Genomic DNA, 22,025 nt, shown 5'->3' on the forward strand with positions numbered 1-22,025 from the left:
CTCCCTTACTTATTCGCCAGCTCGGCGGCCTTGTCGGCACCGGCGTCCATGGTGTCGGCCTGGATCACCAGCGGGTGGTTGGCCTCGGCCAGGATGCGGCGGCCCTCTTCGACGTTGTTGCCGTCCAGGCGGACGACGAGCGGCTTGTTGGCCTCGTCACCGAGGATCTGCAGCGCCTTGACGATGCCGTTGGCGACCGCGTCACACGCGGTGATGCCGCCGAACACGTTGACGAACACGCTCTTGACCTGGCTGTCGTTCAGGATGACGTCCAGACCGTTGGCCATCACCTCGGCCGAAGCGCCACCGCCGATGTCGAGGAAGTTGGCCGGCTTCACACCGCCGTGCTTCTCACCGGCGTAGGCGACGACGTCCAGCGTCGACATGACCAGGCCGGCACCGTTACCGATGATGCCGACGGCGCCGTCGAGCTTGACGTAGTTGAGGTCGTTCTCCTTGGCCTTGAGCTCCAGCGGATCGGTCGCATCCTTGTCCTCGAACTCGGCGTGGCCGGGCTGCCGGAAGTCGGCGTTGGCGTCGAGGGTGACCTTGCCGTCCAGGGCCAGGATCTGATCGTCGGGCGTGCGCACCAGCGGGTTGACCTCGACCAGGGTGGCGTCCTCCTTGACGAACACCTCCCACAGCTTCTGGATGGTCACCGCGGCGGCGTCGAGCACCTCGGCGGGCAGGTGGCCCTTCTCGGCGATCTCGCGCGCGAACGCCAAGTCGACACCCTTGACCGCGTCGACGGGCACCTTGGCCAGCCGCTCGGGCTTGGTGGCGGCGACTTCCTCGATCTCCATGCCGCCCTCAACCGAGCACATGGCGAGGTAGGTGCGGTTGGCGCGATCGAGCAGGAAGGAGATGTAGTACTCCTCGGCGATGTCGCTCGCCTCGGCCACCAGCAACTTTTTGACGACGTGACCCTTGATGTCGAGACCGAGGATGTTCTGCGCGTGGGTGAGCGCGTCCTCGGGGGTGGCTGCGTACTTCACACCGCCGGCCTTGCCGCGGCCGCCGACCTTCACCTGCGCCTTGATCATCACGGGCTTGCCGATTTCGGTGGCGATCGCCTTGGCGTCCTCTGCCGAGTCGGTCACGCGGCCCGGAGTCGTGGGGACGTTGTGCTTGGCGAACAGCTCTTTCGCCTGATATTCGAAGAGATCCATGTGCTTCCTAGATAGGCGTTGTCTGTCTGCTTGGCTTCTAGCGCGCTTCGAAGCTGCCCGGTCCGCATACCTGTGACGGGCCCGCAGGAACTTTATCCATCGCCGCGTGATGCATTGGCATCGCCTCCGGCTCATGTGGTAGATCTCACCGCCCACGCGAGGTGATACGGATCACATTCTGACGCGGAATAGACCCATAAGTTGCCACCATCATTGGGATTTGGTTAACGTGCCTCTGGTCCAGATAACGTTCAGGTCACGACGAAGAAGGATTCTCGAGTCTTGCCGCAGCATCGTTCGTCCGCAGCTCCGCGAGGGGTGCCGACGGACGCACGTCGGCGCAGGCCCCTCTCCCCGGACGAACTGGACGCCGCGGAAATCACCGACATCATCCCGTTCAGCGCCTTTGACGACCTCGAAGAAGACCGCTCTGACCGGGAAACCAGCGTTATCTATGCCCCCGAACTCGATGATCTAAACGACACCGACGATCTGGTGCCCGTCCGGCTGGCCGTGCCCTCGCGATTCCGCCCCGACGCCGGCACCGAGCGCAGCTCGCGTTACGCCTACCGCGACAGCCACACCGATGTGAGTGACGGCGTCGCCGCCACCGACGTGATCAACCTGTCCGGTCGGCGCGGTGCACACCGCAAGGAGCCCGCCGGGGCCGTCAAGAGCCGTCTGATGATCGCCGCCATGGCTGCGGGCGCCACCGCCGCCGGCGCCTACTCGTTGGGCAACGGCCCCGAGACCCAGGCCGACGACACCATCCTGGCGTCGGAGGGCACCCGGATCGAAGGCGCATCCGTCACCGGTTCGGTGGACGGCATGCAGATCGTCTCGGTCTCCTCGACCGCCGACTCCGCGGTGCACGCCGAGGAGATCACCAAGGCCGCCGCCTTCGCCCAGGAGCGCGCCGAGCGCGAGGCCCGGCTGTCGCGCCCGCTGTTCGTGATGCCGACCAAGGGCGTGTGGACGTCGAGCTACGGCTACCGCTGGGGCGTGCTGCACGCGGGCATCGACATCGCCAACTCGATCGGCACCCCGATCCTGGCCGCCTCCGACGGCGTTGTCATCGACGTCGGCCCGACCGCCGGCTACGGCGCCTGGGTCAAGATTCGTCACTCGGACGGCACCGTCACGCTGTATGGCCACATCAACACCTGGCTGGTCAGTGTCGGCGAGCGGGTGATGGCAGGCGATCAGATCGCCACGATGGGCAACCGAGGCAATTCCACCGGCCCCCACCTGCATTTCGAGGTGCTGGTGAACGGCTCCAGCCGCATCGATCCGTCCGGCTGGCTGGCAAAGCGAGGCCTCACCCCCGGCGACTAGTGTTGGCTGAGTGAGCGACGACGGTCAGTTGGCACCCGATCATCCCGACGCTGACGATCCCAAGACCAGCATCATCCGGCGCCAACCGCAGGACCCGATTTCCCGTCCCGTAGCGGCCGCCGACGATCCGAAGACCAGCATCATCCGGCGTCATCCCACCGGCGCCATCCCCACCGCAGGCAGTGCGGAACCACAGACCAGCCTGATCTCGGGATTGACCGGCAGCGAGGCACAGACCGGCCTAATCGGCCGCGTCGGCGACGAAGCAGCCACCGGCTATGTCCCCCGCGCCCGGCCCGTGGTCATCCCGCGTTCCTCGGCCGGTACCGATCCCCGCACCGCGATCGTGGCCGCCACGCTGGCCATCCTCAGCGGCTGGGCCACCGGCGTCATCGCCACCGACCTGATCGCCGGCTGGTGGCGCACCGACCGATTGTTCTGTGTGGCCATCGGATTCCTGGCCGCGATCTCGGCCGCAGCAACCATCGGCGGGCTCATCGCGATGTTGCTGCGCAAGCGGATGGGCCGGCTGCTGGTGGTCGTCGGCGCGGTCATCGGCGTGCTGATCTTCGGCAGTCTGTTCATCGCCGGGGCCCGGCTGCATCCTGTCGTCTACGCGATGCCGGCACTACCGTTGGCGGCGATCGTGTTCACCGTGCTGCCGTCGACCGGCCGCTGGACCGCGCGTCAATAGCGCCCTAGAACTTGACCGGCAGGCGCGCCCAGCCACGCACGCTGGAGGTGTGGGCACGGAAGGCGTTGTCGTAGTCCACTTCCCAGTCCGTCCAGCGCTTGAGCACCTCCTCGAACGCGACCCGGGCCTCCAACCGGGCCAGCGCCGAGCCCAGGCAGAAGTGCAGCCCCTGCCCGAAACTGAGGTGTCCGCGGCCTTCGATCCACTTCCCCATCCGCGGTATCAAATAGTTGTTCCACGTATTGGGCGGCTCGTTCGCCGGTCAATTACCCGTTCGCTTGCCGTGAATACCCGTGGGCTTGCAGTCAGCCTGATCCAAACCGTCGCCCGGCATCGGGGGCGGGAGTCTACTTGGGCGGATTCGCGTGTGTTCACGCCCTGACCCCGCCCGGAGGCCGCTCCAATGCTCAACCGCCTATTGCGTACCGCGTTCGCGCTCACCCTGATCACGACGGCAATCTCCTGCGGCAGCAACGACACCGACGCCGACGGTTACACGCTGCGCATCGGCGCGACCTCGGTGACCGGGACCCCCGCCGGTTCGCTCGGCTGGGGCGACCGCCAGGGCATCCTCGCCGAACAGCTGAAATCGGCCGGGGTCGGCAAGATCGAGTACTCGTTCTTCCAGTCCGGCAGCGATGTTGCCTCGGCATTGTTCGCCGGCGCGATCGACGTCGCGGCCATCGGTGACAACCCAGCGCTACGGGCACGCAGCCGCGACCCGAAAGTCGTTCTGTTGTCCCTTGATTCAGTCAACGGTGACGCGTGGCTGGTCGGCGCCAAGGGTGGCCCGAGCGAGATCAGGGGTTTGGTCGGCAAGGACATCACCGCCCCACAGGGCACCATCCGCGACCGCGCGGCGCGGCAGCTAATCGACGCCGCCGGACTCAACGGGCAGATCCACGTGCGCGACGTGCCGACTCCCGAATCGATTGCCGGGCTGAGTTCCGGCAAGATCGACGCGGCCATCGTGACCGGTGCCAGTGCGGCCGAACTGGAGGCCAAGGGCTTCCCGATCATCGACAGCCTGTCGCGTCACGGATTCGGTAGCACCGGAACCAACATCGCCCTCACCTCGTTCACCGACGCACACCCGGAATTCGCGCCCGCCTGGCAGCAAGCGGTCACCGCCGTCAACCGCGACATCACCGAGCACTTCGGCGACTACCTGTCCTGGGTGGCCCAGACCGATGACACCGAGCTGCAGTTCGTCGAAAAGTCGACGCGGAAAGACGAATTCAACACCGAGCCGTTCCCCCAGGTCGGGGTGGACCAGCTGGAGGCGGCCTACAAGTTCCTCAACGCCGATGGATCGTTCGACCACGAGTACTCGGTGCGGGAATGGGCCGGAGCCAAGTCATGACCGCGGCAACCGTTGTCCGACCGGCGGCCGCGGGCCCCGAACTCATCGACGTCGCCGCCGGGCTCGGCGGGCGAAAAGGGCTGTGGGCACGCGTTCCCCGGGCCGTGCGGCGGTTGATGAGTCCCGCCCTGATCCTGGTGGCCTGGACCATCGGCTCGTCCACCGGGCTGCTCAACACCGACCTGTTTCCGCCGCCGGCCCAGGTCGCGGCCACGGCGTGGCGACTGCTGGGCGACGGTCAACTCGCCACGCACGTCGGCGCCTCGGCGGTGCGGGTGCTGACCGGCACCGTACTCGGCATCGTGATCGGCGTGCTGCTCGCAGTCGTGGCCGGGCTCACCCGCACCGGTGAGGATCTGCTCGACTGGACGATGCAGATCCTCAAGGCGGTACCGAATTTCGCCCTGACCCCACTGCTGATCATCTGGATGGGTATCGGCGAAGGCCCCAAGATCGTGTTGATCACCACCGGCGTGGCGATCGCGATCTACATCAACACCTATTCGGGCATCCGCGGTGTCGATCGCCAACTCATCGAGATGGCACAGACTTTGGAGGCGCGACGATCAACCCTGATCGCCCAGGTGATCCTGCCCGGGGCGATGCCGAACTTCCTCGTCGGTCTGCGGCTCGGGCTGTCCAGCGCCTGGCTGAGCCTGATCTTCGCCGAGATGATCAACACCACCGAGGGCATCGGCTACCTGATGTCACGTGCCCAGACCAACCTGCAGTTCGACGTCTCGCTGCTGGTCATCGTCATCTACGCGGTCGCGGGGCTGCTGTCCTACACACTGGTGCGGGTGCTGGAGCGCTGGCTGCTGTCATGGCGCAACGGCTTCGACGGCCTCGGAGCACCGGCATGAGTTCCGGTGTCGTGGCGGTGCACGGCCTTCACCGCGCCTTCGGCGAGCAGCGCGTGCTCGACGATCTCGAGTTGCAGATCGGCGCCGGTGAATTCGTCGCGATGCTGGGTCGGTCCGGTTCCGGTAAGAGCACCCTGCTGCGAATACTGGCCGGCCTCGACGGTCAGGTCACCGGATCGGTCGTCGTCCCCCGGTCGCGTGCGGTGGTGTTCCAGAACCCGCGGCTGCTGCCCTGGCGTCGCGCCCTGGCCAACGTGACCTTCGCCCTGCCCGACGCCGGGCCCGACTCGCCCACCCGGGCCGCGCGCGGGCGTGCCGTGCTGGAGGAGGTCGGCCTGTCCGACAAGGCGAAGGCCTGGCCGTTGTCGTTGTCCGGCGGAGAGGCCCAACGTGTTTCGTTGGCCCGCGCGCTGGTGCGCGAACCAGACCTGTTGCTGCTCGATGAACCTTTCGGCGCACTCGATGCGCTGACCCGGCTGAAGATGTACGGGCTCCTGCACAATCTGTGGTCACGTAGGCACATGGCGGTACTGCACGTGACTCACGACGTCGACGAGGCGATCCTGCTCGCCGATCGCGTCGTGGTGCTCTCCGACGGGCGCGTGTCACTGGACCGGCGGGTCGAGCTGCCGTTCCCCCGGACGCGCAGCGCCGACGGCTTCGACGACCTGCGCCGTGCCCTGCTGTCCGCACTCGGCGTCCGCGAAGAGGTGGGCCATGACTGACACGCTGAGCACCGACGTCCTGGTGATCGGCGGCGGCCCCGCGGCCACCTGGGCGGCGATCTCGGCTGCCGAATCCGGTGCCCGGGTCATCCTGGTGGACAAGGGGTACTGCGGCACCAGCGGAGCGACCGCTGCCGGCGGCAACAACCTGTGGGCGATCGGTCCCGGCCCGCGACGCGTGGAGTCGGTGCGTGAACGCGAGCTGTCCGCGGGCCGGATCACCGACTCCGAGTGGATGTTTCGCGTCCTGGCGACGTCATGGGACCGCCTCGAGCAGCTCTCCGAGTGGGGTTACCCCTTCCCGGTCGGCACCGACGGCCGGGAGATGCGCAGCAGTCTGCAGGGCCCCGAGTACATGCGCCGAATGCGGCGCAAGGCCCATCGCAGTGGGGTACGCATCCTCGATCACCACCCGGCGCTGGACATGACCGCCGATGCCGACGGTGTCATCAGCGGTGCCTGCGGTATCGCCCGCCAGGACGGCGGCCGGCCGTGGCAGGTCAGCGCGGGTGCCGTCGTGCTGGCCACCGGCGGAACCGCGTTCCTGTCGGGAACTTTCGGCACCAACGTCGACACCGGTGAGGGTCTGCTGATGGCCGCCGAACACGGTGCCCACCTGTCGGGAATGGAATTCTGCACCGCCTATGCGCTGGCTCCCGAGTGGGGCGTGCACACCAAGGGCCGAATGCTGCAGTGGGGCAGCTTCTATGACGAGCACGGGCGACCGTTCAGCACACAGCGCGGATTGAGTGGGCGTCAGGATGCGCAGCGCGCGCTGACTCGTGGTCAGCGGGTCTTCGCCCGGCTCGACCGGGCACCCGAACACCTCCGGCAGACCATGCGCGACGCGCAGCCGAACTATTTTCTCCCGCTCGACAAGGCCGGCATCGATCCGTTCACCACGGCCTACCCGGTGCGGATGGTCTACGAGGGATCGGTGCGTGGCACCGGTGGCCTACGCCTGGNGCCCGGCCCGAGACCCGCGGCCTGCACCGGCGCGAGGATCTGCCCGATCCCGACCGCCGCTTCGAGCACCGCATCCTCGTCGGCGGCCTCGACGAGGTCTGGACGTCGCCCGATCCCGTCGCGCCGCAACTCATCTCGTCGGAGGCAGTGGCGTGATCGAGATCGTCAGCCCGACCGCCTGCGTCAAGTGCGACGTCTGCATCAAAGTGTGCCCCACCGACGTATTCGACCGTGGCTCCGACGGCATTCCCGTCATCGCGCGCCAGTCCGACTGCCAGACTTGTTTCATGTGTGAGGCGTACTGCCCCACCGATGCGCTCTACGTCGCGCCGGTATCCACGCCCGTCGGCGTCGACAGCCCGCATGCGTCGGAAGAAGCGGTGCGCAGTTCGGGTCTGCTCGGCGGTTACCGGGAGATGGTCGGGTGGGGCCGGGGTCGCACGCCGGGATCCCGGCGGGACCAGAACCCGGTGTTGACGTCGGTGCCGCCGTTGCCCGAGCCGCGGTTGGGTTCCCCCGCGGTGCTGGCTGACGGACCCTGGAACCACCCGGAGCTCTGACCGGCGCCGGTTCGTGAAGCCGCGGCCCTCAGCCTTTGCGGCGACGACCGCGACGCGGCGCGGCCACCGCGCCATGGACCTGCAGGACGCTGTCGACGACCGTCTGCACGTACTCTTCGTCGATGTCGCGCCCGGCGAACAGTCGCCGATACACGAGCGGACCAGCCAACTGGTCGATGACCAGGTCGATATCGGTGTCGGGTCGGAGATCACCATCGGACGCGGCGGTCTCCAAAATCGTTCGGAACCCGGCAGATCCAGAGTGATAGAGCGTGTTCCGGAGTGACGCGAACACCGGATCGAACGGTGACCGCTCCAGCACTGCTCGCATGGTGTGGGCGGCCGCCGGGTCGTGGAGCAGCCGTCGCAGGCCGTTCACCTCGCTGAGCAGATCCGTGCGGAGCTGACCCGTTCTCGCCGTCCGTGCCTCACCGATCCGCTCGACGATCGCATCGTGGATGAGAGACCCGACGTCCGGCCAGTGCCGATAGAGCGTGGTGCGTCCGACGCCGCTGCGGGCAGCGACGGCTACGTGGGTGACGCCGGTCCAGCCCTCCTCGGCGAGCAGTTCCCGAACGGCAGACAGCGCGGCCTGGCGGCTCCGCATCACCCTGGGGTCGGGGCCGCGCTCCAGCGCGGCCTCACCGGACGGTGGCCGAACATCCGTCATGGGCCTCCTTCCCTCGCCATGGCGATCACCTCTTTCGGAACATCTTGCACCAAAGGCATTTGTGGTACACACTGTTCCATAGTTATGGCACAGTTTGTTTCGAAGATGAGGAAGGAACTTCTATGGACCGGCCGGACACCACGATGATGCTTGTCGTTCACGACGCGTTCCGACGCGACCTTGCCCGAATGAAATTCGCTGCAGCACAGATAGGTAACGCCGACATACGATCGGCGCTACGAAGCGGATGGCAGACATTCAGCCGGTACTTGACCGTTCACCACACGGCCGAGGACGAGGTTCTGTGGCCGTCGATGCAGGCGAAACTCGGCGACCACACCACAGCGCGCAATCTCTTACACGAGATGACCGACGAGCATGCCCGGCTCGACCCGGTGCTGCGCGAGGTCGACGACAACCTGGCCCAGGGATCGGCCGACAACCTGGAGGCGCTGTTCGACCGGCTCGCCGCGGTGTTGACCGACCATCTCGAGCACGAAGAATCCACGGTTCTGCCACTCGTACAAGAAATCCTCACCGCAGAGGAATGGCAGGCGTTCGGCGATGACCAGCGCCGTCGCATCGGCTTCGACGAGGCCGGCTGGTTCTTTCCGTGGCTACTCGACGACGCATCCGCAGAAGTACACGCCAAGGTGCTCGGCCTGGTCCCGCGACCACTCCGCCTGCTCCACCGGGCGCTGTGGGAACCCCGTTATCGCATGCGGTCGCCATGGAACCGTCATCCGGCGGCACGACACTGAGGAGACGTCATGACATCGCACCCGTCCGAGCGCACGTACACGCGCTATGCGGCAACAGTTTTCGCCCGCGCGGCAGTGGGCGCCGGGTTCCTGTCGGCGGTAGCCGACCGATTCGGCCTGTGGGGTCCGGCCGGGACGAACGACGTGGCCTGGGGATCCTTCGACGCCTTCACCGAGTATGTCGGGGTCCTGGCGCCGTACCTGCCCGACGCCCTGCTCGGCGCGACCGCCTGGGGCGCGACCCTGGCCGAACTCGCCCTCGGGATCGCCCTGCTGGCGGGAATTGCACTGAGGTGGACGGCGTTCGCCAGCACGGTCACCCTGCTCGTCTTCGGTGTTTCGATGTTTCTCTTCTCCGGATTCGAGACACCGTTCAGCGCATCTGTTTTCAGCGCCGCCGCCGCGTCACTGCTGCTCGCCGCGGCGCCCGATGACAGCCACATCCTTCGACTGGACCGACTCGTCACACCCCAACCCACACCACGCACCGTCTAGGAGGAAGCATGAAAACCCTGTTGATGAGCACCGCGGCCGTACCGGTGACGCCGGAGGAACGCCGTTCGGCGCGGCCGGTGGCCCGCGACGTCGACCTGTACCAGCGCATGCTCGGCAAGTACGAGGCGACCGTCCGCCTCGCCGACGAACTCGGCTTCGACGGATTCGGTAGCACCGAACACCACCTGCAGACCGAGGGTGGCGAGTCGATGCCGAACCCACTTCTCGCATATGCCAAATTGGCGGCAGTAACCTCGCGGATCCAGTTCATGCCCATGTCGGTCGTGGTGACATCGCACGACCCCATTCGAGTGGCCGAGGACATCGCCCTGTTCACCCACCTGTTCCCCGGACGGTTGGCCGGCGTCCAGTTCGCTCGCGGCTACCAGACCCGGTGGATGCAGACACTGACCCAGTCGGACAACATCGCCGCGTTGAATCCGGTGTCCGACCAACGGAATCGGGCCAGGTTCGACGAGTACGTCTCGATCGTCGAGAAAGCGTGGGCACAGGATGCGTTCCACCACCACGGCGAGTCGTACCAGGTGCCGTTTCCCGCCGACGGCATCCGCGATTGGGCACTGGCGGATTGGACCCGGACCTACGGCAGTGCCGACGAGGTCGATGCCGACGGCACGATCCGGAATATCGGCGTCATCCCCAAACCGTTGCACCGCCCGACCGTCTTCGTCCCGAACACGTTCTCACCACAGACCGCGATCGACTCCGCCCGAAACGGTCGTAATGTCGTGGTGGCCGCGGGGAGCCGCGAGCAGGCCCGCAAGACGGCCGCGCTCTACCGCGACACCGCGCGTGATTCCGGACGAGACCTGCGCGTGGGCGAGAACTTCGGCATCGTCGTCAAGATCGCCTTCGGCGATACGTACGCGGAGGCCTTCGACTACGCGGCCCGGACGTTCGGTTACTGGTACCAGAACTACTTCCAGCACTTCCATTTCAACGAGGTGTTCCGTACCGCCGACGACGCATCCGACCGGCCGCTGGACCTCGGCGATGCACGAGCCCTGACCCAACGAATGATCGAATGCGGCCACTTGCTCTGCGGCACAGCTGAACAAGTTCGCCAGCAGGTGGCGGAGGTGGCGACGGTGTACGGCGACGGCGAGTTGGATTGGCTGGTCTATGAGACCTGGGGCCAGGCGCTGCCCGACGACGAGCACAACGACGTCCACCGCCACCAGCTGTCCACCTACGCCGACGCCATCATGCCGCACTTCCGGTGAACCGCACATTGCCCTGAAAGGACCTGATCCATGCCCCATATCGACACCGACATGCGTCGCATCGTCGACAGCGCCAAGTTGGCGTTCGTCGCCACGGTCAGCCCGGACGGGTCGCCGAACGTCTCACCGAAGGGATCTGTTCGGGTCTTCGGCGACGAACACCTCGTGTTCATGGACATCGATTCCCCACGCACCGTGGCCAATCTGATTGCCAACCCTCGGGTGGAGATTGCCGTCGTCGATTTTCTGCGCCGCAGAGGTTATCGATTCTCCGGCACGGCCGAGATCCACGAGGCCGGCAGCGCAGCGTACAACTGGCTGAACGAATGGCTGCTCGAGCGGAACGGGCCGGGGTATCCGGCCAACCGAGCCGTTCTCGTGCACGTCGAACGCGCGCTGCCGATGCGATCACCGGCCTACACGTTCGGCCACGCCGAAGAGGATGAGCTCACCGCGCAGTGGCTGGCCGGCTACAGCCGCTCGGAGCCGCCGGGTTGACGGCCGGCCCTGGCATGATCACGCGGGCGCGGCGGTCGGAAAATCTGGTGCATCGGCTACCTCCCGAGCGCTGTTACGTTCGCTGTACCGGTCAGGAGGAACGCCATGACGAGCACGACGCCAGAGGAAACGGGCCGAGGCGCGGCGATGAACCCGCCGGCTTCGGCGCGCGTACAACCGAGCGGTGTCCTCGCCATCGCGACGGCCCTCCTGAGCCTGCCCTGCATGTTGAACTGTCTGGGGGCGATGGCTCTGTCGTTGTTGGCCACCTGGGTGTTCGCGCCGATGGGCACCGCGATGTTCTACCCGCCCCTGGTGGTCCAGCCTGCGACCGTTGTCGGGATGTTCATCGCTGCGGCGATGTTCCTCGGTGGCGCAATCATGTTGTTGCGCCGCAAGATGTCCGGAGTGGTACTGATCGTGGCGGCCTCGGCCACCAGCCTCACGTTGTCGGCTGCCAACCTCGCCGTGTTCAACGACACGGCTGGCGAATCCGACGTACAAACCTTCGGTCTGCCCGCCGTCACCCTGATCTGTGCGCTGTTGTCTGGCGTCTGTCGTCGATTGGGGCGCTAGAGCTTCTGCACCGGCGCGTGGTTGTGCATGAGCTTGACCCGGCCCGCACTGCCGAAGTCGATCAGTGACATCGCTGATTCGCCGACACCCGAAACTTCCTCGACGCGACCCAGCCCGTACTTGTCGTGCGTGACCCGATCGCCGGGTTGCAGCGTGATGACCGGGCGGTTGCGCGCGGGTGCCGGCCGTGACGGCGACGGACGCGGAGTGCCGTAGCGACCGGCGTTACCGACCGGGGCGCTCAGCGATGACGACGGCTGTTCGACGCGTCGCCAGTTGATCAGGTCCTCCGGAATCTCGCGCAGGAACCGCGATTCCGGGTTGAGCATGGGCTGACCCCACGACGAGCGCACCTTGGCCCGCGACAGGTACAGCCGTTTGCGGGCGCGGGTGATGCCGACATACGCCAGCCGGCGTTCCTCGGACAGCTCGTTGGGGTCGCCCAGTGCCCGCATGTGCGGGAACATGCCGTCCTCCCAGCCGGTGACGAACACCGCCGGGAACTCCAGGCCCTTGGCGGTGTGCAGCGTCATCATCGTGACGACGCCCGCACCGTCTTCAGGGATCTCGTCGGCATCGGCGACCAGCGACACCCGCTCCAGGAACTGGGCCAGCACCCCGGTGTCCGGGATGTCCTCGTCGACCGGCTCATCCTCGCCTTGTTCGGCCAGAGCCCGGGCATTGGCCAGGTCGGTACTGAATTCGTGTGCGACGCTGACCAGTTCGTTGAGGTTGTCCAATCGGGCCAGATCCTGCGGATCGCTGGAGGCTTCCAGTTCGCGGCGGTAGCCGGTGCGTTCCAGCACGGCCTCGACCAGATCCCCCAGCTCGTCATCGAGCTTGGCCCGCAACTGGTCCAGCATCTCCACGAAGCTCGCGATGGCCTTCTCCGAGCGGGTGTTGAGCATCGGCACCCGGCCCTCGGCCGCGGCCTGCAACGCGTCGTTGAAGCTGGCCCCGGTGTTCTCGGCGTACACCGCGACACAGGCCTCGGCCCGGTCGCCGATACCGCGGCGCGGGGTATTGAGGATGCGGCGCATGCTCACCGAGTCACCCGGGTTGTCCAGCACCCGCAGGTAAGCCACGACGTCGCGAATTTCGCGGCGCTCGTAGAAGCGCACGCCGCCGACGACCTTGTACGGGATGCCGGCGCGGATGAACACCTCTTCCAGCGCGCGCGAGGAGTTGTTGGTGCGGTAGAACACCGCGACGTCACCGTATTTCAGGCCTTCGCTGTCGGCCAGCGCGTCGATCTCCTCGGCGACGAACCGGGCTTCGTCGTGTTCGTTGTCGGCCACGTAGCCGACGATCAGCTCGCCCTCGCCCTCCTCGGTCCACAGCCGCTTCTCGCGGCGGCCCGTGTTGCGGGCGATCACCGAATTGGCCGCGTTCAGGATGGTCTGGGTGGAGCGGTAGTTCTGCTCCAGCAGGATCGTGGTCGCGTCCGGATAGTCGCGCTCGAAGTCCTCGATGTTGCGGATCGTCGCCCCGCGGAACGCGTAGATGGACTGATCGGCGTCACCCACCACGCACAGTTCCGACGGGCCCACCCCCTCGTTCTCGTCGAGGTGGTGCCCCACCAGTTCGCGCACCAACACGTACTGCGCGTGGTTGGTGTCCTGGTACTCGTCGACCAGGATGTGCCGGAACCGGCGCCGATAGTACTGGGCGATCTGCGGGAAGGCCTGCAGGATCCCGACGGTCTCCCCGATCAGATCGTCGAAGTCGAGCGCATTGGCCGCGCGCAGCCGGCGCTGGTACTCGCCGTAGACCTGGGCGATGATGCCGGCCATCTCTTCGGCCGCCTCCGACGCCTCGGCGGCCGCCTGCTCGGGGCCGATCAGCTCGTTCTTCAGGTTCGAGATGCCGTTGGCCAGCAACCGCGGCGAGTACCGCTTGGTGTCCAACCCCATGTCCTTGCCGATCATCATCAGCAGACGCCGCGAATCGTCGGAGTCGTAGATCGAGAAGTTGGAGTTCAGGCCCGGCAGCAGCGAGGCCTGGTTGCGCAGGATGCGCACGCACGTCGAGTGGAACGTCGACACCCACATGTTGCGGGCCCGTGGGCCCACCAACTGGACCACGCGCTCCCGCATCTCGGCGGCGGCCTTGTTGGTGAACGTGATGGCCAGGATCTGGCCCACCCCGACCTCGCGTGCGGCCAGCAGATAGGCGATGCGCCGGGTCAGCACGGCCGTCTTGCCCGAGCCGGCACCGGCCACGATCAGCAGTGGCGAACCCTCGTGGAGCACCGCCTGGCGTTGTTGCGGATTGAGCCCCTCGAGGAGTTGGTCGATTTCGGTGGCCGGAGAAACGGAGGTCATATTGCTTCAAACTTACCGCTGCCCCACGACAACTTTGCGCTGGCACTACGCCTGGTGGCACACTCATTTGCATGCTCACCGAGCAGCAGCGATTTTTCTACGGGTACCGGTTCGCGGTGCCCGTGGTTTAGCTGTATTCCTGCCAGCCCCGCGGTCCGCATCCGGATCCGGGGCTATTTTCATGAGTGAGGCCCGGAACCGGCGAGGACACCCCGCACAACGAGGAGCCCACCATGACTGAGACCATCGTGAACGTGCCTGAGATCGATGACCTGCGTCGAGAGATCGACGAACTCGATGCCACCATCCTGGCCGCCATCCAGCGGCGAACCGAGGTCTCGAAAGAGATCGGCAAAGCCCGCATGGCCTCCGGCGGCACCCGCCTGGTGCACAGCCGCGAGATGAAGGTCATCGAGCGCTACAGCGTGCTCGGCCCCGAGGGCAAAGACCTCGCCATGCTGTTGCTGCGCCTGGGTCGTGGCCGTTTGGGCCACTGAGAGTTCCCGGGCGCAGAGCTTCGCCCCGGGATGTCCACCGACTCTCCCGAAAAATTGCCGCGTAAGCCCATCACCGACCGCCCCAATAATGAGTGGGTGACAAGACTCAGGTGGCGCCGGTGAGCGTGCTCGACGCTTTCCTGACGACATCCCGAGTCGCGCGGGCGAGCTTCGGTAGCGGCACGCCGCAGCCCGGCGCCCCTTTGTTCGAGAGCAGCACGATCCCGCACCCCGCGAAGCGATGGATCTGTACAACAACGAGATCGGCCGCCAGATCGGAATGGCCAATCCCGACGCGTCGCCCCAGGAACTCGCCGATCTAGTGGAATCGGCGGTGAGGGGCGGCGACACCGTGATTGTGACCAAGGATGGCGCCGGTGTGACTTGGAGCGATGACCCGGCATTGACGCCAGGCCTGCCCGGGGGCGACCCCAAGGATGTTCCGCCCGGCGACCCGACCCCCTACCCCACTGAGGGTCGAACCCCAGGAGCGGCGTGACAAAAGTGACCGCGATTGCCTTGCTGGTGGCCGGCCTGCTCGGTGGGTGCTTCTACGGCAAAGACAATGGCGCTGAGAAACTGAAAGACACCGTCGCCGCCATGCCCGGAGTGACCCGCGCCGGGTTTTCGACGAACGAAGAGGGGTTGGCAACCGTCACGCTGCCAAATCTCTGGGTGATGATGATGACGGCGACGCCCCAGCAGATCCGCACGGTCCTCGAAACGCTCAAGAACAACCCGAACGAGGATCTGGAAACCGTCGACATCCGCGTCTCCGAAAAGCCACTGATTTCAGTCCGCGGAACGGTCGCCGACATTGATGCCGATCAGTTGATCGACGATGTCGAGCGCCTGCGTCAACTCACCCCCGCACTGGGTCCGGAGTCGGTGATCAAGTGGACCCGTGACGATATGCCGAACGGCGACCTCTACGTATCGGTCGAATCGCCAGTGGACGCCACACTCGCCACGATCCGGGAGGGCCTGGGCAGAATTGGCAAAGCCGAGATATGGCCCGGAAGGTCGAGCCGCGTGTCTCGCTGGAGAGTCTATTTTCCGTTCTCACCCGATCAAGAACGACACGTCGACACTCAACTCGAGTCGCTCTCCGTTCAGGTCGGTGGGGTGACGGTCAGTTCCGGCGTCATCACCGAGCTCGACATCGCGGTCACCGACAGCCAGGCTGCGGAATCCGAACTGAACGATGTCATCGCGGCGCTCGGTGCCGGACCCGACTCACCGCTGATGTTGACCTGGTACGTCGATCAGATCTTCCTCCCCGCGGCACCGGACGGGACAGTGCATGTAGGCGCTTGTGGATACCCGACCACACCCCAAGGGGACAACCTGTCGCCCGCGGAAAAGGCGCTGCAGGAACGCCTGCGCCAGCAGTTCGACACCTGCCCCCGATGAGGCCGCTACGGCTTCGGTGTCTTCAGCGAGTCGAGCAGCCACGGCGTCAACCACTGCACGGCCTCTGAGGTCGGGTGCACGCCGTCGCTGCGCATCCGCACCCCGTTGATCTTCGCGGTGTACTCGCCGTCCGGATTGAGCTTGGCGTTGAAGTCCAGCACCGACACGTTGGGTCGTCGCGCGGCCTCCTCGCGCAACATGGTGTTCCACTCCTGAACCCGGCCCGGCTGATCCTCTGGATACAGCGTCCCGTCGGACCGCTCGCCGCGCCGGTTGTAGGGCGCCGTGGTCACCACCACGCGCGCTCCGGTCGAGCTGAGAATGTCCAGCGCGCGCTTCAGTTCACTCTTGAGATACGCGTCGTAGGCGTCGTTGCCGATGTGTGTCCATCGCCCGCGCCAGGTGCGGTCGACGGCCTCCCAGCGCCCGATCATCAACAGCACGGTTTCCGGGCGGTCATGGGCGATCCGTTGTGCCCACCGTTCCGGCCACGAGTCGCACTCGGGTTTCTGATTGAGCGTCTCCCCGGCCGAGCGGTACGGGCCGCCGCGGGCGATGCCGCANACCGCCGAGGCGGTGACGCCGAGCACCGCGATCACGAACACCGCGGCACGCACCGCGGCGGGGCGGCGCCGACGCAACAGCAGGATCGCGCCGAGCACCAGCAGCGGCCACAGGACGTAGTACTGCTCCTCGACCGCCAGCGACCAGGTGTGCTGCAGCGGTGACGGGGTGGCGCCCTGGCTGAAGTAGTCGGTGTCGGCGGCGACGAAGACCCAGTTGGCCATCCAGAAGAACGCCGCGACGGCGTCCTCACGGAGCGTGGCCACCGCCTCGGGTGGGAACAGGTCCCGCGCGATCACCACGGCCAGCGCCATCAGCACCATTGCGGGCAGCAGCCGCTTGGCCCGCCGGATCCAGAACCCCTTGAGGTCGATGTGTTCGGTGCGGCGGTACTCGTCGAGCAGCAGCGAGGTGATCAGGAATCCGCTGAGCACGAAGAAGATGTCGACGCCGATGAACCCCCCGGCCACCCCGGGCACTCCGCCGTGGCCGGCCAGCACCAGGGCCACCGCGATGGCGCGGATGCCGTCGAGTGCGGGGATGTCACGCCGAATGGAGGCACGCCGACGCCGACCGGCAGCACGGACTGGCGCCGCAGTCACGTCATGCCCTCCTGTCTTGGCGTCCGAGCCCCAGAGTTTAGGGGGCCGCGGGCGCCGAACCGGGAAGGCGCGACGGAGCGCTAACGCGTTAGCGCAATATATTTGGTGTCGAGGTACTCCTCGATACCTTCTGAGCCGCCCTCACGGCCGAAGCCGGACTCCTTGATGCCGCCGAACGGCGCGGCCGCATCCGAGATGACGCCACGGTTGATGCCGACCATGCCGGACTCGATGCCCTCGGCCACCCGCAGGGCGCGATCCAACGACCGGGTGTAAACGTATGCCGCCAAGCCGTATTCGGTGTCGTTCGCGGCGGCCACACCGTCGTCCTCGGTGTCGAAACCGGTGATCGGGGCAACCGGCCCGAAGACCTCCTCCTTGAGGATGCGGGCGTCGGCGGGCACGTCCGTCAGGACGGTGGCCGGATAGAAATTGCCCGGACCGCCGGGGGCGACGCCGCCGACGGCGACCGTCGCGCCACGCGAGACCGCGTCGGAGACGAGTTCGGTCACGGTGGAAACCTGCTTGGAATTGATCAGTGGGCCCAACGTGGAGGCCGGGTCGATGCCCTTGCCGAGGTTGAACTCGCTCATCCGCTTGACGAGCTTCTCGGTGAACTCCTCACGCACCGCGTTGGCCACGTGAAAGCGGTTGGCCGCGGTGCAGGCCTCGCCGCCGTTGCGCATCTTGGCCAGGATGGCGCCGTCGACGGCCGCGTCCACATCGGCGTCGTCGAACACGATGAACGGAGCATTGCCGCCCAGCTCCATCGACGTGCGCAGCAGCTTGTCCGCGGACTGCTTGACCAACGACTTGCCCACACCGGTGGAGCCTGTGAAGGTGAGCTTGCGCAGCCGTCCGTCGTCGATCAGCGCCGTGGTCACCTCCCCCGGGCTGGTCGTCGGCAGCACCGAGAGCACGCCCTTGGGCAGGCCCGCCTCATCCATCAGCTTGGCCAGCAGCAGCATGGTCAGCGGGGTTTCCTGGGCGGGTTTGACGATCATCGTGCAGCCCGCCGCGAAGGCCGGGCCCATCTTGCGAGTGCCCATGGCCAGCGGGAAGTTCCAGGGCGTGATCGCGTAACACGGGCCGACGGCCTGCTTGGTGACGAGAATGCGGCCGGCGCCCGCCGGCGCCGGGGTGTAGCGCCCGGCGATGCGCACCGCCTCCTCGGAGAACCAGCGGAAGAACTCGGCGCCGTAGGTGACCTCGCCCTTGCTCTCCGCGAGCACCTTGCCCATCTCCAGGGTCATCAGCGCGGCGATGTCGTCGGCGTTCTCGGTGATCTTCTCGAACACCGATCGCAGGATCTCGCCCCGCTTGCGCGGCGCGGTCGCGGCCCATTCGGCCTGCACCGCACATGCGGCGTCCAACGCCGCGACGGCATCGGCGGCGGTCGCGTCGGCCACGGTGGCCAACACCTGATCGTCGCTCGGATCGAGCACATTGAATGTCGAAGCGGCCTGGCGTTCCTCACCACCGATCCACAGCCCGGTGGGCACGGATGAAATCAAGTCTTCAATGGCCATACATCCATCATGTACACCCTTCAACCGACCGCCGCACTAAGGTCAGCGGAATGAGTGCTGACATCACCGCAACCCCCGCATGGCAGGCCTTGACGAAGCACTACGAGGAGATCCGCGACACCCATCTGACGGAGTTGTTCGATCAGGATCCGGCCCGTGGAACCGAGCTCGTGCTGACCGTCGGCGACCTCTACATCGACTACAGCAAGCACCGCGTCACCCGTCGCACGCTGGAGTTGCTGACCGATCTGGCCGGCGCTGCCGGGCTGGAGGCCCGCCGTGACGCGATGTTCGCCGGGGAGCACATCAACACCTCCGAGGACCGCGCGGTGTTGCACACCGCCCTGCGGTTGCCCGCCGATGCGACGTTGACGGTCGACGGCCAAGACGTGGTGGCCGACGTACACGAGGTGCTCGACCGGATGGGCGCGTTCACCGATCGGCTGCGCAGTGGCGAGTGGACCGGCGCCACCGGCGAGCGCATCACCACCGTGGTCAACATCGGCATCGGTGGTTCGGATCTGGGCCCGGTCATGGTGTACGACGCGCTACGCCACTACGCCGACGCCGGCATCAGCGCCCGCTTCGTGTCCAACGTCGACCCGGCCGACATGGTCGCCACCCTGGCCGATCTCGAGCCCGCCACAACACTTTTCATCGTCGCCTCCAAGACGTTCTCCACGCTGGAGACCCTGACCAACGCGGCGGCCGCGCGCCGCTGGTTGGTGGACGCGCTGGGCGAGGCGGCGGTGTCCAAGCACTTCGTGGCCGTGTCCACCAACGCCAAGCTGGTGAGTGAGTTCGGCATCGACACCGACAACATGTTCGGTTTCTGGGACTGGGTCGGTGGCCGGTATTCGGTGGACTCGGCGATCGGGTTGTCGGTGATGGCCGTGATCGGTCGTGAGCGGTTCGCCGAGTTCCTGGCCGGTTTCCATCTGGTCGACGAGCACTTCCGCACCGCACCGCTCTCGGAGAACGCTCCGGCGCTGTTGGGGCTGATCGGCCTGTGGTATTCGAATTTCTTTGGCGCGCAATCGCGTGCGGTGCTGCCCTACTCCAACGATCTGTCCCGGTTCGCGGCGTATCTGCAGCAGCTGACCATGGAGTCCAACGGAAAGTCCGTGCGGGCCGATGGTTCGGCGGTCACCACGCAGACCGGTGAGATCTTCTGGGGCGAGCCGGGAACCAACGGCCAGCATGCCTTCTACCAGCTGCTGCACCAGGGGACCCGGCTGGTTCCGGCCGATTTCATCGGCTTCTCCCAACCCACCGACGACCTGCCGACGGCCGACGGCACCGGCAGCATGCACGACCTGCTGATGAGCAACTTCTTCGCCCAGACCCAGGTGCTGGCGTTCGGCAAGACTGCCGAAGCGATTGCCGCCGAAGGCACTTCGGCGGCGGTGGTACCGCACAAGGTGATGCCCGGGAACCGACCGACGACGTCAATCCTGGCAACCAGGTTGACGCCGTCGGTGGTGGGCCAGCTCATCGCCCTCTACGAACACCAGGTGTTCACCGAGGGAGTGGTGTGGGGGATCGACTCCTTCGATCAATGGGGCGTCGAGCTGGGCAAGACGCAAGCCAAGGCATTGCTGCCGGTGATCACCGAATCCGGGTCGCCGGGCCAGCAGTCCGACTCGTCGACCGACGCGCTGGTGCGCCGGTATCGAGCGGAGCGCGGACGGTCCGCCTAGGGCTTACGGTGCCGGGATCGAAGCGCAGCCGACGTTCGGGATGCAACCCTCGGCACCGCCGGGACCGGCTGTACCGCCAGGACCACCGGGGATCGAGCCTGTCGCACCCTCAGGTCCGGCGGTGCCGCCCGGGCCACCGGGGATGACGCCCGTCGCACCCTCAGGTCCGGCCGCTCCACCGGGGCCGCCGGGGATCGCGCCACTGGCGCCACCCGGGCCTGCCGTGCCGCCAGGTCCACCGGGAATCTGACCGGTGGCGCCGCCGGGACCGGCCGTGCCCAGGTCAGCGCACGGGGTGCCGTCGGCGTTCACGCACGGAGGCGGCGGAGCGGGCTCAGCCATGGCGACCGGGCCGAATGCGACGGCCCCCGCCGCAGCGCCTGCAAAGAACATTGAGGCAATCAATTTTGAGGTCATGACCGAGGTCTACCCAGGGGCACCCGGTGCCGAAACCCGGCGCTGAAATCCGGGCGGGTTTCGGTCAGGTGACCTTGAGCGGCGACTGTTTGGCGGCCCAGACGACGTTTCCCCCGCCGTAGCGTTGCAAACGCGGGCCAGATTTCGCGTCGCCGCCGGATCAAGCGTTCGACGCGGATGTCTACTGCTCAATACTGACCGCAATCCGCGGCGTTAACGCCTGTCTGTGCTGGTGCCAGGCGAAGCCGCGACTGGTGTGACTGTGTGACGCCGTGACGCCGTGACGCCTGCGGCTAAGCGAATCGCTTGGTGTACTTCGGCGGCAGCAACCGCATCACCTGAGTCAACGGCGCCCACGGCCAGCGCGGCACCACGGCGCGGCCCTTCTCCTTCTCGATGGCGTCGACCATCGCGCGGACGCCGGTCTCGTTGTCGACCATCAGCATCGTGCTCGCCGCCTTGGCCGTCATCTCGGACTCGATGTATCCCGGCTCGATGACCGTCACCCGGATCGGGCCCTTGTCGTACTCGGCGCGCAGCGACTCACCCAAGGAGGTCATACCGGCCTTCGATGCGCAGTAGGCCGCCTTGCCGCCGGGGACACCGGTGTTGCCGAGGACCGATGAGATCAGCACCAGATGACCGCTGCCGGACTTCTTGAACATCTCCAGCGCGGTCTCGATCTGCACCAGGCCGGCGATCAGGTTGGTCTCGATGGTGGCCTTGTTCGCCCACGGCTTGCCCTCCCCCAGCGGCCAGCCCTTGCCGATGCCGGCGTTGACGATCACCCGGTCGATACCGCCGAGCTCCTCGGACAGTTCGCCGAACACCCGCGGCACGGCCTCGTGGTCGTTGACGTCCAATGCGGCGACCGCCACCTTGATGTAGGGATGCCGGTCGGCCAATTCGGCTTTCAGCTCATCGAGCCGCTCGGTGCGGCGAGCGCACAACGCGAGGTCACGGCCCTTGGCCGCGAACTGACGGGCCATGCCGGCGCCCAGTCCAGAGCTGGCACCGGTGATCAGGATCTTCTGACGGGTCATCGCTGCAGGATAACCGA

Annotated in this window: 21 protein-coding genes and 4 pseudogenes; 17 read left to right on the forward strand and 8 right to left on the reverse strand. The window is 66.6% G+C overall.

Translation table 11 applies throughout. The features are described 5' to 3' along the window. Positions 1-5: 5 nt before the first annotated feature. Entirely contained in the window at positions 6-1,169 is a 1,164-nt protein-coding gene (sucC, locus tag BN4332_RS14950; protein WP_066899213.1) for an ADP-forming succinate--CoA ligase subunit beta, read from the reverse strand. 282 nt (positions 1,170-1,451) lie between these two features. Here sucC and BN4332_RS14955 point away from each other — a divergent pair, with 282 nt between their 5' ends. Then, positions 1,452-2,504 carry a M23 family metallopeptidase gene (locus tag BN4332_RS14955; protein ID WP_066899215.1) on the forward strand — a complete coding sequence of 351 codons (1,053 nt, stop codon included), beginning with the start codon at positions 1,452-1,454 and terminating at the stop codon, positions 2,502-2,504. A 10-nt stretch (positions 2,505-2,514) separates the two neighbouring features. Beyond that, complete coding sequence (locus BN4332_RS14960; RefSeq protein WP_066899217.1) at positions 2,515-3,198, forward strand: hypothetical protein; 684 nt, start codon at positions 2,515-2,517, stop codon at positions 3,196-3,198. A 4-nt stretch (positions 3,199-3,202) separates the two neighbouring features. Here BN4332_RS14960 and BN4332_RS14965 read toward each other — a convergent pair. After that, positions 3,203-3,397, reverse strand: a pseudogene (locus tag BN4332_RS14965) (cytochrome P450); the annotation flags it as partial. A gap of 204 nt (positions 3,398-3,601) precedes the next feature. On the opposite strand from BN4332_RS14965, the gene BN4332_RS14970 reads away from it, so the two are divergent. The 6 genes and pseudogenes from BN4332_RS14970 (at position 3,602) to BN4332_RS14990 (ending at position 7,675) form a co-directional block, all read left to right on the forward strand. Next, positions 3,602-4,561, forward strand: a complete 960-nt coding sequence (locus BN4332_RS14970) for an ABC transporter substrate-binding protein (protein ID WP_066899221.1) — start codon at positions 3,602-3,604, stop codon at positions 4,559-4,561. Next, the gene (locus BN4332_RS14975; RefSeq protein ID WP_096866910.1) at positions 4,540-5,424 is read left to right on the forward strand and encodes an ABC transporter permease; all 885 of its coding nucleotides are present in this window, start codon (positions 4,540-4,542) and stop codon (positions 5,422-5,424) included. The genes BN4332_RS14970 and BN4332_RS14975 overlap by 22 nt, the downstream gene beginning before the upstream one ends. Then, entirely contained in the window at positions 5,421-6,149 is a 729-nt protein-coding gene (locus tag BN4332_RS14980; protein ID WP_066899223.1) for an ABC transporter ATP-binding protein, read from the forward strand. Before BN4332_RS14975 ends, BN4332_RS14980 begins: the two co-directional genes overlap by 4 nt. After that, positions 6,142-7,271, forward strand: a pseudogene (locus BN4332_RS14985) (FAD-dependent oxidoreductase). Before BN4332_RS14980 ends, BN4332_RS14985 begins: the two are co-directional and overlap by 8 nt. A gap of 50 nt (positions 7,272-7,321) precedes the next feature. Continuing rightward, positions 7,322-7,372 (forward strand): annotated as a pseudogene (locus tag BN4332_RS35075) (4Fe-4S dicluster domain-containing protein); the annotation flags it as partial. Positions 7,373-7,402: 30 nt separating this feature from the next. Continuing rightward, the gene (locus BN4332_RS14990) at positions 7,403-7,675 is read left to right on the forward strand and encodes a hypothetical protein (protein WP_338066803.1); all 273 of its coding nucleotides are present in this window, start codon (positions 7,403-7,405) and stop codon (positions 7,673-7,675) included. A gap of 28 nt (positions 7,676-7,703) precedes the next feature. On the opposite strand, the gene BN4332_RS14995 is transcribed toward BN4332_RS14990, so the two are convergent. Then, positions 7,704-8,345 (reverse strand): TetR/AcrR family transcriptional regulator, encoded by a 642-nt coding sequence (locus BN4332_RS14995; protein ID WP_066899226.1) that lies wholly within the window; start codon positions 8,343-8,345, stop codon positions 7,704-7,706. Between the two features lie 146 nt (positions 8,346-8,491). On the opposite strand from BN4332_RS14995, the gene BN4332_RS15000 reads away from it, so the two are divergent. The 5 genes from BN4332_RS15000 (at position 8,492) to BN4332_RS15025 (ending at position 11,919) form a co-directional block, all read left to right on the forward strand. Then, positions 8,492-9,106: a hemerythrin domain-containing protein gene (locus BN4332_RS15000; protein WP_264077299.1), complete on the forward strand. Its 615-nt coding sequence runs from the start codon at positions 8,492-8,494 to the stop codon at positions 9,104-9,106. A gap of 9 nt (positions 9,107-9,115) precedes the next feature. After that, positions 9,116-9,601: a hypothetical protein gene (locus tag BN4332_RS15005; protein ID WP_200820304.1), complete on the forward strand. Its 486-nt coding sequence runs from the start codon at positions 9,116-9,118 to the stop codon at positions 9,599-9,601. Positions 9,602-9,609: 8 nt separating this feature from the next. Continuing rightward, positions 9,610-10,845, forward strand: a complete 1,236-nt coding sequence (locus BN4332_RS15010) for an LLM class flavin-dependent oxidoreductase (RefSeq protein ID WP_066899228.1) — start codon at positions 9,610-9,612, stop codon at positions 10,843-10,845. A 30-nt stretch (positions 10,846-10,875) separates the two neighbouring features. Next, entirely contained in the window at positions 10,876-11,343 is a 468-nt protein-coding gene (locus tag BN4332_RS15015) for a pyridoxamine 5'-phosphate oxidase family protein (RefSeq protein WP_066899230.1), read from the forward strand. Positions 11,344-11,568: 225 nt separating this feature from the next. Continuing rightward, positions 11,569-11,919 carry a hypothetical protein gene (locus BN4332_RS15025; protein ID WP_160110867.1) on the forward strand — a complete coding sequence of 117 codons (351 nt, stop codon included), beginning with the start codon at positions 11,569-11,571 and terminating at the stop codon, positions 11,917-11,919. Here the strand turns inward: BN4332_RS15025 and pcrA are convergent. Next, complete coding sequence (pcrA, locus tag BN4332_RS15030) at positions 11,916-14,243, reverse strand: DNA helicase PcrA (protein WP_066899237.1); 2,328 nt, start codon at positions 14,241-14,243, stop codon at positions 11,916-11,918. The two genes, BN4332_RS15025 and pcrA, sit on opposite strands and share 4 nt — an antisense overlap. 185 nt (positions 14,244-14,428) lie before the next feature. On the opposite strand from pcrA, the gene BN4332_RS15040 reads away from it, so the two are divergent. The 3 genes and pseudogenes from BN4332_RS15040 (at position 14,429) to BN4332_RS15050 (ending at position 16,153) form a co-directional block, all read left to right on the forward strand. After that, positions 14,429-14,740 carry a chorismate mutase gene (locus BN4332_RS15040; RefSeq protein WP_084459280.1) on the forward strand — a complete coding sequence of 104 codons (312 nt, stop codon included), beginning with the start codon at positions 14,429-14,431 and terminating at the stop codon, positions 14,738-14,740. Between the two features lie 232 nt (positions 14,741-14,972). After that, positions 14,973-15,239 (forward strand): annotated as a pseudogene (locus tag BN4332_RS15045) (DUF6973 domain-containing protein); the annotation flags it as partial. Continuing rightward, a complete protein-coding gene (locus BN4332_RS15050; protein WP_160110868.1) occupies positions 15,236-16,153 on the forward strand; it encodes a hypothetical protein in 918 nt (305 codons plus the stop codon). The pseudogene BN4332_RS15045 and the gene BN4332_RS15050, both read left to right, overlap by 4 nt. 5 nt (positions 16,154-16,158) lie before the next feature. Here the strand turns inward: BN4332_RS15050 and BN4332_RS15055 are convergent, their stop codons facing one another. After that, complete coding sequence (locus BN4332_RS15055) at positions 16,159-17,319, reverse strand: SGNH/GDSL hydrolase family protein (protein WP_066899243.1); 1,161 nt, start codon at positions 17,317-17,319, stop codon at positions 16,159-16,161. Between the two features lie 80 nt (positions 17,320-17,399). Continuing rightward, positions 17,400-18,848: an NAD-dependent succinate-semialdehyde dehydrogenase gene (locus BN4332_RS15060; protein ID WP_066899245.1), complete on the reverse strand. Its 1,449-nt coding sequence runs from the start codon at positions 18,846-18,848 to the stop codon at positions 17,400-17,402. Positions 18,849-18,898: 50 nt separating this feature from the next. Here BN4332_RS15060 and pgi point away from each other — a divergent pair, with 50 nt between their 5' ends. Further along, positions 18,899-20,548, forward strand: a complete 1,650-nt coding sequence (gene pgi / locus BN4332_RS15065) for a glucose-6-phosphate isomerase (protein ID WP_066899247.1) — start codon at positions 18,899-18,901, stop codon at positions 20,546-20,548. Between the two features lie 3 nt (positions 20,549-20,551). On the opposite strand, the gene BN4332_RS34385 is transcribed toward pgi, so the two are convergent. Beyond that, positions 20,552-20,941, reverse strand: coding sequence for a hypothetical protein (locus BN4332_RS34385; protein ID WP_074133076.1), 390 nt, complete (start codon positions 20,939-20,941; stop codon positions 20,552-20,554). 317 nt (positions 20,942-21,258) lie between these two features. Further along, entirely contained in the window at positions 21,259-22,008 is a 750-nt protein-coding gene (locus BN4332_RS15075; protein ID WP_066899249.1) for an SDR family oxidoreductase, read from the reverse strand. Between the last annotated feature and the right edge of the window lie 17 nt (positions 22,009-22,025).

The organism is Mycolicibacterium houstonense (assembly GCF_900078665.2).
In the GTDB taxonomy this organism is placed as follows: domain Bacteria; phylum Actinomycetota; class Actinomycetes; order Mycobacteriales; family Mycobacteriaceae; genus Mycobacterium; species Mycobacterium houstonense.